Below are 11,696 nucleotides of genomic sequence, written 5' to 3'. Positions count from 1 at the left end.
TCCTGCTACCATTGATCAGTCCGAAAGGGCGATGCGAGTAATCTTTCTTTATTTTGAAGATTGGCCTCTTCAGGATTATCACTCCAGGCATAACGGACAGCCACGGGATTTGCGACCTCCTGACTGCTCACGATAATGGTATTATCTTTTATTATCGCATCTGCCCATACGAACACCCGATCTTCACCCGCTATTGCAAAATGTTTTAAACTATTTTCACGGCTCTTTAAACCGCCTGCACCGGCATGGAAAAATAAAATAATCTTGTTTCCATCGATCTTCATATTTTTATAAAGAGGACCATCACTAACCAACTTTTCTCCATAAACCAATTTTCGTGCTTGCAAAAACAAACGATGAGCAAGATCTTTTTTATTTAACGGATGAATATCATTCCATTCGCCTAGATCATAAGTCACTGCCATTGCAGTTTGCGGCACGGTCAACGCCGTGTGCAATTGAGCTTCTCGAATACTTGCCCATCCACTCCGAAATGGAGGTTGAACAGATTTTGCCGAATAATTAGGGAGCTGTACCAGCAAAAAAGGTAATTCAGGTCGGTTCAATACCGTTCGCCAGTTTGTGATCAGTGCTTTTAAATATTTTTCGTAATTTGGATCTCCAGCATTGCCTTCTCCCTGATACCAGATCGCACCTTTCACTTGATAATCTCGCAGGGGGTAAATCATACCATGATATAAACTTGAACCCATGGATTGGAGGTTTACCAATTGTTTTTTAGTTTGTTCCAAAAGCTCTAGATCTTGACCAACCTTATATTTCCATAATCCTTTCAGATCCACTTCTATTTCATCATTTACAATTTTATACGGTTTATCTTCAATAAATCCACCGTTATTTGCATTTGCGGTTAAGCGAATGGTGATATTATTTTTTCCCGCAATCAATATTCCCGCAGGAATATCATACTTACGCGGAGGATAGAAATATGAAGTAGAACCTACAAATTTTCCATTCACATAAACAGAATCACTATCGATCATAGTGCCTAAGTATAACTTAGCATGTTTTCCCTCCATAGCAGCAGGTAATTCAAAATCCTTACGATAGTAAACAGTACCCTTGATATTCAATCCAGTCTCATTCCAACGACTTGGTATCGATACCGTTTGCCATTCACGATCGTTAAAGTCGGTACGATTCCATTTGTTTGATCCTTGATCTATGGCAGCAGTTTCCATTGTCCGTAATGCTTCTTTATTTACAATCAATGCTGGAAATTCTTTCAGATGATCTTGATCCACCCAACTTTGGATCGTGCTCCCACCTTTGCTAGACACCAACATACCAACAGGAATACCTGTATGTCTGTAAGCTTCTTGTGCATAAAAATAAGCCAAAGCCGTCCAGTTGATTACGTCCGAAGCGATTGCGGAGTACCATTTGGCGCCAGAAGCGATTTCATCTTGTTCATGTATCGATTCCTGTGTGGGCACTTTATAATAGCGAATCATATGGTTATTGGACACATTGATCTCAGGGTATCGATCCACTAATCTCAAAATAGGAGTTTCCATGTTTGACTGTCCAGAAGCTAGCCACACATCACCAATTAAAATATCGCGAATAATAATCTCATTAACTTCCATAATAAAGGGACCGCCTGCTTTCTGCGGAGGCAATATCACCGACCACTTACCGTCAGCTCCTGGTTGCGTCTGATAAATTTTTCCTTGAAAACGAATAGTAACCTTTTCGCCCCGATCTGCCCAGCCCCATAGTTTAAGTTCAATATCGCGCTGCAATACCATACGGTCACTAATTAAAGCAGGAAGCTTTAATTTTGCAAAGACCGTTTGGAACATGATAAAACTCAACAAAACAGCAACAGTTCTCATAAAACAACTATTATTTTTCTTTAATTTAAAATTATATCGCAATTAATTATCACCATGACATAGCATGCTTTTCTTCCTTTATTTTATGAGGAAGAATTTAAGTGTTCTTGTGATAGAAAGATGGAAGATTTCTAATCTTTATATCGTAAATGTAGAAATGTAAAATTGGTTTATTAAATGCTCATAATAGGTCGAAGTCGGTTTAAAATAAGCTATGAAAAGAGCGATTGCTCTCTCCATAACTTAAAGTGCAAAAAAAACAATTAAACTAAACGACTAAATAAAACGGTTGATTAAATTCTCTAAATATTCTTGCTTACCGCTTATTAATTTTGGTTCACCATGTTCAGCAGCAAAGTTTCTTAAATCTTCTAGAGTCAATTTACCTTGTTCAAAGTCAGCCCCAGCCCCAGTATCAAAGCTTGCATAACGTTGTGAACGAATTTTTTTATAATCAGATTTTTGAAGAATATTATCAGCGATCACTAAAGCCCTTGCAAAATTGTCCATACCACCCACGTGAGCATAAAACAAATCAGCAGGATCTGTTGAATTTCTTCTAATTTTAGCATCAAAATTAACACCTCCACCATTTAGGCCACCAGCTTCTAAAATAATGAGCAAAGATTCTGTCAATTCATTCAAATCATTTGGAAATTGATCCGTATCCCAACCATTTTGATAATCTCCACGGTTAGCGTCTATAGAACCTAAAAGTCCCGCATCAGCTGCCACTTGCAATTCATGCTGGAAAGTATGTCCAGCCAATGTAGCATGGTTAACTTCAAGATTCAATTGAAAATCACCCAATAAATCATATTTTCTCAAAAAGCCAATCACGGTAGCCGCATCAAAATCATACTGGTGTTTAGAAGGCTCACATGGTTTTGGTTCAATGAAAAATGAACCTTTAAAACCATTTTTACGCGCATAATCTTTTGCTACATGTAGAAAACGAGCCAAATGCTCCTGTTCTCTTTTCATATTAGTATTCAAGAGCGACATATAACCTTCACGACCACCCCAGAAAACATAATTTTCGCCACCAAGTGCAATTGTAGCATCAATCGCGGCCTTTACCTGCGCTCCACCATGAGCGAGTACATGAAAATCAGGATTAGTCGATGCACCATTCATATAGCGGTGATGACTAAATAAATTTGCTGTACCCCAAAGCAATTTAATACCACTTTGCGCTTGCTTCTCCTTAGCGTAATTCACAATACGCTCCAGATTTTGCTCATTTTCAACAACATTATCGGTATAGTCCACTAAATCAACATCGTGAAAACAGTAATAAGGCAATTGCATTTTCGTCATAAATTCAAATGCAGCGTCCATTTTATCTTTAGCTCTGTCTATTATTCCAGATTTAGCATCCCAAGGAAAAAACTGGGTAGGTCCACCAAATGGATCAGATCCATTACCATTAAACGAATGCCAATAAGAGCATGCAAATTTAAAATGCTCTGCCATTGTTTTTCCAGCTACCACACGGTTAGCATCATACCAACGAAAGGCTAACGGATTATCCGATTCGACTCCTTCATATTTAACTTGGCCAATGTTTTTAAAATACTCTTGATTTCCTAATAAAACTTCCATTTTTAATTAATTTAACAATTTCCTATTTAAACTATTTTTCCATTTTTCATATAACTCATCATATAAACCAACATGCGAAGGTTCAATGATGGCATGTTTTTCCAATCCTGCAAAAGCTTCTTTACGAGAAACAAATATCTCCGCTCCCAGTCCTGCACCCAATGCAGCCCCCACGCTGCCGTCATTGTCATATAGCTCGACTTCCACATTGGTGACTCCTGCAAAAGATTGCTGGAATACAGGGCTCAAAAATAAATTGGCATGTCCTGCTCGAATGACCTTTGGTTCGATACCATTTTGTCTCAAAATATCAAGACCATACCGAAAAGAGAAGGCTATTCCCTCTTGTGCTGCACGCCATAAATGGGCATCATCGTGTCGTACAAAATCTATATTTTCGATGTGGGCATGCACCATCTTATTTTTTAGCATGCGTTCAGCTCCATTTCCAAATGGCAGTACGATAATACCATCAGAACCAATAGCAATATTGGAAGCTAATTGATTGATCTGTACATAATCATTCCCTCGAGCAGTTATTTTTTTCATCCAGCTATTTTGAATACCAGTACCGTTGATACAGAGCAACACGCCCAAGCTCGTCTGGACATGATCATGATTGACATGAGCAAAAGTGTTCACACGCGACTCTTGATCATAGACCAGTTGATCTGTGACCGCATAGATAACACCAGATGTACCAGCAGTTGCAGCAACTTCTCCAGGCTCAAATACATTTAATGACAATGCATTATTGGGCTGATCTCCCGCTTTGTAGCTCACAAAAGCTTCCCTAGACAGATTCAGCTCATCGGCAACTTCAGCCCTAATCTGACCGTAATTGGAAAAGACAGGTAAGATTTCGGGTACTAGATCGCGATCTATTCCATAATAATGAAGTAAAGTATCGGAAATACTATTCTGCTTAAAATCCCATAGGATACCTTCAGATATGGAACTGATATTGGAATTGATCTCACCCGTTAGACACATACTCAAATAATCACCAGGAAGCATAAATTTATAAATCTTAGCATACAGCTCAGGTTCATTTTCCTTTACCCAAGCCAACTTTGAAGCCGTAAAATTACCTGGAGAATTGAGGTGGGATCCTAAAAAACCAGTAGCAGACAAATTGGAGATAGCCTCATCTCCTATTGCTACCGCCCTACTATCGCACCAGATGATCGCATTGCGTATCGGTTGCTGGTCATGATCCACGATCACTAAACCATGCATTTGATAGGCAATACCGATTGCACCGATATGCTTCGGATTATACAAGCCTGTACTGTTCAGTTTTTGGATCGCCAATTTCGTATAATCCCACCAGACATGTGGATCTTGCTCTGCCCATCCCTGCTGCTCCGAGATGATAGCCGCCTCACTATCCGGGTACTGTGTAGATGCTATTCGTCTATTGGTCTGCGCATCGATCACAGATACTTTAATAGAGGAAGTCCCTAGATCTATTCCTAATAATAACATATAATATCTTCCTTATGATTTATCGTTTACATTTATATCAACCACCAGCGACCAAAGTCGTCTTGATCTCCTTAATTAATTTTTTACTCATTATTGCTGATCATGTACAAAAACATATTTTTCGCCCGCCTGAGTGGGAATATCATATTCATATACTTTTCTCAAATGGTTACCCTTCAAATTGGCCTGTGCTGATACCAGTGCCTCTTTTACCGTGACAGGATTTAACAATACATTTGGATTTTCACCCATTGCTTCCTTCAAGCCTTTTGCGGCCAGTGGCCAATACGATCGCACGCGTAAATTACCGCCAATTTTGGACGTAACTGTCATGTTCTCAATGCTCCCATCTTTCCAGTTCATATCAACATGAAAGCCACCTCTTGCCATCATCCCCACCACAGACCCTTCTCCCCATAAATCGGGTAAAGCGGGCAATACATGAACAGCTCCATCATGACTTTGCATGAGCATTTCGGCTACTCCAACGCTCAGACCAAAATTGCCATCAATCTGAAATGGAGGGTGTGCGGTAAACATATTGGGATACGTACGTCCTTCTGGACTCATTTTATCAGCTAAAGTCAACATATTGTCAATGATCCGATACGCCTTATTTCCATCGAGCAAACGTGCCCAAAGATTTATTTTCCAACCGATAGACCATCCTGTTGCAAAATCCCCTCTGTACAGCAATGAATTTCTTGCAGCCTCAAACAGCTCCGCTGTGCGGTAAGGGGATATTTGATGACCAGGATACAATCCATACAAATGTGATACATGCCGATGATCACTTTTCGGATCATCAAGATCTTCTAACCATTCTTGCAATTGTGTATATCTTCCGACTTGCATAGGAGGTATTTGTCGCGCAGTAGAAACCAATTTAGTCTGATAATCCGGATCCTGACCTAAAATTTTACTCGCCAAGGCAGTACGCGTCAGGATGTCAAATGCCAGTTGATTGTCCATGGTCACTCCAGCAGAAATAGGTCCATGCTCCGGGGATATAGATGGCGAAATAACAAGCCAATCCGGATGTTTTGGATGAGCAATTAATATGGATAAAATAAAGTCCGAAGCCCCTTTCATCACTGGATATAACTCCGCTAAGAATTTTTTATCACCCGTGTATAGATAATGTTCCCATACATGTTGCGTTAGCCATGTCCCTCCTGTCGGCCACATACCCGCTGCCGCAAAATCAATTGGGCTTGTTACGCGCCATAGATCGGTATTGTGATGCGTCACCCAACCATCAGCGCCATACAATATCCGAGCAGTTTCACGACCACTTTCACTCAACTCTTTAATCATCTGAAACAAAGGCTCATTTGTTTCAGAAAGATTCGTTACTTCGGCAGGCCAATAATTCATTTCGGTATTAATATTGACCGTATATTTGCTGTCCCAAGGTGGATTCATCGATCTATTCCAGATGCCCTGCAAATTTGCCGGCTGGCCACCGGGTTGTGAAGAACAGATCAATAAATAACGTCCAAATTGAACCAATAAGGCCACCAAAGATGGATCTTGCGTGGTCTTGAAATTGTCAATCCGCTCCGTGATAGTCATGTTTTTAGCATCAGCTTTTTCACCAAGATCTAATTTGAATCGTGCAAATTGTTTATTATAAATTGCAATATGCTGCTTAAGTGCTTCTTGAAAGCTCTTTTTTTGTGCTGATGACAATTTACGTGCAGCTCTGCTTCCATGATCGTTATCGACTGTTTTGTAATTCACAAAATTTGTAGCAATCGAAATATACAGCACGACAGAAGTTGCACCCGATACGGTTATTTTATTATTTGTTACCTCGACTATACCATCTTTATTTTTTACAACCGTCTGCTCTTGATAGATAATTTGACCTTTAATCCCCTCATGCGTTGATCCTCTACCTTCCAAAATTAAACTTTCACCTGATTTGAAAACTTGATGATCGGAAGGGTTTGCATATTCCATCTCAAAATTAAGCGCCCCCTTTTTACTTGCTGTAATCTGCATCATAATCACATCATCCGCAAATGACGAAAACACCTGACGGGTGTATGTCACGTCACCTACCGTATAACGAGATCGAGCAACAGCGCTTTCAATATCCAATTCACGGTAATAATTTTGGTATTCTTGGTGGTCTGGAAAATTTAAAATGACACTGCCCCCAGTTTGATAGGGCATGCCATGGGTTTTGGTAAAAAATGATTGATTTATTAATTGATCCGCTTTTTCAGGTTTTCCATCAAAGATTAATTGTCGAACTTCAGGAAGTGCCGCCAAAGCATGATGATTGTCATTTCGATAAGGTCCTCCTGCATAAATCGTTTCCTCATTTAGCTGTAATTCTTCCCGTTGCGGAATACCATAAACCATAGCACCCAAGCGGCCATTTCCTATAGGCAGCGCCTGCTCCCAAATATGATCTAATACCGGTTTATCATACCATAATTTAAGAGCATTCTTATTTTGAGCAAATAACATGCAATTAAACACGGATATAATCCCTATAAAAATCACATTAAAAAAAACAGCTAGTATTAATCTCATAATTTTATTTTGACTACATCGGATTTACCCTTATTTCATCCATGCATTAAACTTATTTCCTATCCATCATCCCAATTATCGCTGGGAGACTCATCAACGATATTGATGTCCTCCATTTAAAGTAGTTTGAAAGAATTATTGATGATCTTGATCGCTATTTTTAAACAATAATTGCGAAACTAGATACAGATCATTCTTCCAGACATTAAAATCATGACCTCCAGGTTCGATGTAAAATACATGAGGCACCTGGTGTTTTTCCAAATAATCGTGCGTTCTGTTCGTGATTTGAATTAAACCATCTTGATCTCCACATGAAATCCAAAGTAACTGGAGTTTATCCTTAACTTCCTGTGGATTAGGAATAAGCTCCTCCGGCATACGTGTATTTGGTGCTGAAGAAAAACCACCTACCCAAGCGAATGTATCCAAGTTCCCGAGTCCAAAATTTAAAGCCTGTCCTCCCCCCATAGATAATCCAAACAGCGCACGATTGATCTGACCAGACTTTGCAGGATAATTTTTTTCAACATATGGAATCAAGTCCTGTAATAAATCCCGTTGAAATGTAGCAAAAGCTTCAATTTTATCAGCAGCCATGATGTTGCCGTTTGCACGATCATCTTTCATGGCACGTCCATTTGGCAGTACCACTAACATGGGTTCTAATTTACCTTGGGCATACAGATTGTCCAAGATGATTTGAGGTGTACCATTTTTCAACCATTCATATTCATCACCTCCGATTCCATGTAACAGATAAAGTACGGGATAAGATTTTTTCGGAGAAAAACCCGGAGGCAGATATACTAAAGCACTTCGTTTCGCCTCTACAGTTGATGAAAAATAAAAAATCGTATCGATCTTACCATGTGAAATATCCGATTGATATAAATCAAATCCTGCAGGAGCATGCTTCTGTTGCGCTCTCACTAAGGAAATTGATAGAACTAAAAGTAGTATAATCCATACGTTCTTCATGATCATGTAGTTTATAATTAGGTTTTGACTATTTAATTTCAATAGGCTTTTATTCGGTTTAAATTTTAGAGAAGCACACTTCCAAAGATCCTATCTTGACGATACTTGCTGCATTTATGCATTCCAAAAAATCATAAATCAAATAGTAAAACAGATATATATTGTAATTTAATAATATTGGTTTTATTTAGCTAAAATTATTTTCATTAATTATGCAAATAATTTCCTTTTCAAATAAATATTAAGGAAATATAAGTGGTTATGTTATGCTACTGTTGCATCTTGATATACTTTTCTAGAAAGCACTTTTTTAGTCGCTAATACAATACTAGCTGCATTTAAACCGTATTTTTCCATCAATTGAGCAGGAGTCCCCGATTCACCAAAGCTATCATCTACAGCAACATACTCTTGAGGGGTAGGCTGTTTTTTTGCCAGTAATTGTGCGATACTATCGCCCAAACCTCCCAGACGATTATGTTCTTCAGCTGTAACGACACAACGTGTTTTTCTGACAGAATTCAATACAGCCTCTTCATCCAATGGTTTAATCGTGTGAATATTAATAATTTCTGCATCTATACCTATTTTTTCAAGTTCCTCACCAGCTTGAATTGCTTCCCATACCAGATGTCCAGTTGCAATGATGGTTACATCTTTACCCTCATTAAGCATAACTGCCTTACCGATCTCAAATTCTTGATCTTCTGGTGTAAAAACAGGGACTATTGGTCTTCCAAAACGGAGATAAACTGGTCCATAATATTTCGCAGCAGCAATTGTAGCTGCCTTCGTCTGGTTATAATCACAAGGGTTGATCACCGTCATGCCCGGTAACATCTTCATCAATCCGATATCTTCCAAAATTTGGTGTGTAGCACCGTCTTCGCCAAGCGTCAGGCCTGCATGCGACGCCGCGATCTTAACATTTTTATCAGAATAGGCTATAGATTGACGGATTTGATCATAAACTCTTCCCGTTGAGAAGTTCGCAAAAGTTCCCGTAAACGGAATCTTATTTCCGATCGTTAACCCTGCAGCGATCCCCATCATATTGGCCTCAGCAATACCGATCTGAAAGAATCTTTCAGGAAATTCTTTAATGAAATCATTCATTTTTAATGACCCGATCAGATCAGCACAAAGCGCAACGACATTTGGATCTTTTCTTCCAGCTTCCAATAAACCAGCTCCAAAACCAGATCGTGTATCTTTAGACTCTGTATATGTATATTTTTTCATTTTTTACCCGTATAGAATAGTTTGTATGGATTAATTGGTATTTAGGTTTAAGCAAAACGTCACTAAACTTTAAATACCAATACTTTACATACTAATAATAATTAATAATCACCTAATGTTTCTTGATTCTGAGCTAAAGCGATAGCCAATTGATCGTTATTTGGAGCTACACCATGCCATTTATGCGAACCCATCATAAAATCGACACCATTCCCCATTTCAGTATGCAATAAAATAATAACAGGCACACCTTTATTAGCTTGTGATTTTGCTTCGGAAAGCCCCTCCAGTATAGAAGCAATATCATTTCCATTTTTTATTTCGATGACATGCCAGCCAAAAGCCAACCACTTGTCGGAAAGATTTCCTAGTGACAAAACATCTTGAGTTGCTCCATCAATTTGTGCCCCATTATAATCAATAATAGCGATAAGGTTATCCACTTTATTGTGGGGGGCATACATAGCAGCTTCCCATACTTGACCTTCTTGCAATTCGCCATCACCCATCAGCACATAAATCAAGCCTTTATCGTGATTCAATTTCTTAGCTTGAGCTGCACCAATCGATACAGACAACCCTTGTCCCAAGGAACCTGATGCGATACGAATACCTGGCAATCCCTCATGGGTAGTGGGATGACCTTGCAATCGGGATCCAATCTTACGAAACGATGCCAACTCCGCTACATCAAAATAACCTGCTCTTGCCAATACGCTATAGAAGACAGGTGAAATATGACCATTAGAAAGGAAAAATAAATCTTCCCCTTTTCCATCGAGATCAAATCCCTCCTTTCTATTCATCACTTCAAAATATAAAGCAACCAAAAGCTCTGTACAACCCAAAGATCCTCCAGGATGTCCAGATTGACAGGAGTGAACCATCCGAACAATATCTCTTCGAACCTGAGAAACAATTTCTTCTAGTTCGGAAACACTTTTTTTATTCATTTCCATAACTATTAATTATTTTGATCAGCCACTCGCTTATGATCAGCTAAGAATTGAGCAAGTCCGCTGTCCGTTAAAGGATGTTTTAAAAGAGAAAGAATCGCTGACAAAGGAGATGTAATGACATCAGCACCAATTTTAGCACAGCCTAATATATGCGCACTGTTGCGTACAGAAGCGGCTAATATTTGCGTTGAAAATCCATAGTTATCATATATTTCACGAATTTCATTGATAAGACCGAGGCCATCGACAGAGATGTCATCTAAGCGGCCAATAAATGGAGACACATAAGTTGCACCCGCCTTTGCTGCCAACAAGGCTTGTCCTGCAGAAAACACTAATGTACAGTTCGTTTTGATACCCTTTTTACTGAAATATTTAATAGCCCTTATCCCATCTTTGGTCATCGGTACTTTAACCACTATTTTAGTATTTAAAGAAGCCAACTCCTCCCCTTCGTAAATCATACCTGCATAGTCCGTCGCAATCACTTCGGCACTTACATCCCCATCCACTATGGCACATATATCAAGGTAATGTTTCTGAACATGGTCATCTCCACTAATCCCCTCTTTTGCCATTAATGTAGGGTTGGTCGTCACACCATCCAATACCCCGAAGTCTTGGGCTTCTTGAATATCCTTCAAGTTAGCTGTGTCAATAAAAAATTTCATTTATCAATTTAAGTTTAGTTGTTTATTGTTGGTCAACAATTAGCAGATGAAAAATCTCTAATTGTATAACAAAACTATATGATTGGGCGCTTATACAATGAAACAGATCTTAAAAATAAGGGTAAAAATGTTTAAAACATCCTCCCAAATCCTTTAAAACAGCACTTAATCAAGTACTGTGTCTACAAATAGCATCTATACCTCCTAAATTACAATATAGGCTCCTACATCAAATTTTCTTTCAAACAGGTTTAGAGACAACTAAGAATTGGAGTGAAAACTATACGCTACAAATAGAAAAAGTGACGTCGGTTGACGTCACTTTTTAATCTCATCGAATACTA

At 38.8% G+C, this 11,696-nt stretch carries 8 protein-coding genes; all 8 read right to left on the bottom strand.

What is annotated here, in order from left to right; all coding sequences use genetic code 11:
* Positions 1-5: 5 nt before the first annotated feature.
* Positions 6-1,859 (bottom strand): sialate O-acetylesterase, encoded by a 1,854-nt coding sequence (locus tag B3P23_RS04085; RefSeq protein WP_293924662.1) that lies wholly within the window; start codon positions 1,857-1,859, stop codon positions 6-8.
* A 276-nt stretch (positions 1,860-2,135) separates the two neighbouring features.
* A complete protein-coding gene (xylA, locus tag B3P23_RS04080) occupies positions 2,136-3,464 on the bottom strand; it encodes a xylose isomerase (RefSeq protein ID WP_248754078.1) in 1,329 nt (442 codons plus the stop codon).
* Between the two features lie 6 nt (positions 3,465-3,470).
* Positions 3,471-4,952, bottom strand: a complete 1,482-nt coding sequence (locus B3P23_RS04075; protein WP_045753035.1) for a xylulokinase — start codon at positions 4,950-4,952, stop codon at positions 3,471-3,473.
* Positions 4,953-5,042: 90 nt separating this feature from the next.
* Positions 5,043-7,499 carry a glycoside hydrolase family 95 protein gene (locus B3P23_RS04070; RefSeq protein ID WP_293924659.1) on the bottom strand — a complete coding sequence of 819 codons (2,457 nt, stop codon included), beginning with the start codon at positions 7,497-7,499 and terminating at the stop codon, positions 5,043-5,045.
* Positions 7,500-7,634: 135 nt separating this feature from the next.
* The gene (locus B3P23_RS04065) at positions 7,635-8,480 is read right to left on the bottom strand and encodes an alpha/beta hydrolase (protein WP_248754080.1); all 846 of its coding nucleotides are present in this window, start codon (positions 8,478-8,480) and stop codon (positions 7,635-7,637) included.
* A 264-nt stretch (positions 8,481-8,744) separates the two neighbouring features.
* A complete protein-coding gene (locus B3P23_RS04060; protein WP_045753033.1) occupies positions 8,745-9,722 on the bottom strand; it encodes a transketolase family protein in 978 nt (325 codons plus the stop codon).
* A 101-nt stretch (positions 9,723-9,823) separates the two neighbouring features.
* Positions 9,824-10,681: a transketolase gene (locus B3P23_RS04055; RefSeq protein ID WP_293924655.1), complete on the bottom strand. Its 858-nt coding sequence runs from the start codon at positions 10,679-10,681 to the stop codon at positions 9,824-9,826.
* Between the two features lie 5 nt (positions 10,682-10,686).
* Positions 10,687-11,352, bottom strand: a complete 666-nt coding sequence (fsa, locus tag B3P23_RS04050; protein ID WP_045753032.1) for a fructose-6-phosphate aldolase — start codon at positions 11,350-11,352, stop codon at positions 10,687-10,689.
* Positions 11,353-11,696 lie beyond the last annotated feature (344 nt).

Origin of the sequence: Sphingobacterium sp. UBA6320, assembly GCF_002440335.1 — a bacterium.
In the GTDB taxonomy this organism is placed as follows: domain Bacteria; phylum Bacteroidota; class Bacteroidia; order Sphingobacteriales; family Sphingobacteriaceae; genus Sphingobacterium.
This window is presented reverse-complemented; position numbering and strand designations above follow the sequence as displayed.

What these genes read in the sequence shown, in the direction of transcription:
- B3P23_RS04085 (WP_293924662.1), bottom strand. Translation starts at nt 1,859, where the DNA reads ATGAGAACTGTTGCTGTTTTGTTGAGTTTTATCATGTTCCAAACGGTC.
- xylA (WP_248754078.1), bottom strand. Translation starts at nt 3,464, where the DNA reads ATGGAAGTTTTATTAGGAAATCAAGAGTATTTTAAAAACATTGGCCAA.
- B3P23_RS04075 (WP_045753035.1), bottom strand. Translation starts at nt 4,952, where the DNA reads ATGTTATTATTAGGAATAGATCTAGGGACTTCCTCTATTAAAGTATCT.
- B3P23_RS04070 (WP_293924659.1), bottom strand. Translation starts at nt 7,499, where the DNA reads ATGAGATTAATACTAGCTGTTTTTTTTAATGTGATTTTTATAGGGATT.
- B3P23_RS04065 (WP_248754080.1), bottom strand. Translation starts at nt 8,480, where the DNA reads ATGAAGAACGTATGGATTATACTACTTTTAGTTCTATCAATTTCCTTA.
- B3P23_RS04060 (WP_045753033.1), bottom strand. Translation starts at nt 9,722, where the DNA reads ATGAAAAAATATACATATACAGAGTCTAAAGATACACGATCTGGTTTT.
- B3P23_RS04055 (WP_293924655.1), bottom strand. Translation starts at nt 10,681, where the DNA reads ATGGAAATGAATAAAAAAAGTGTTTCCGAACTAGAAGAAATTGTTTCT.
- fsa (WP_045753032.1), bottom strand. Translation starts at nt 11,352, where the DNA reads ATGAAATTTTTTATTGACACAGCTAACTTGAAGGATATTCAAGAAGCC.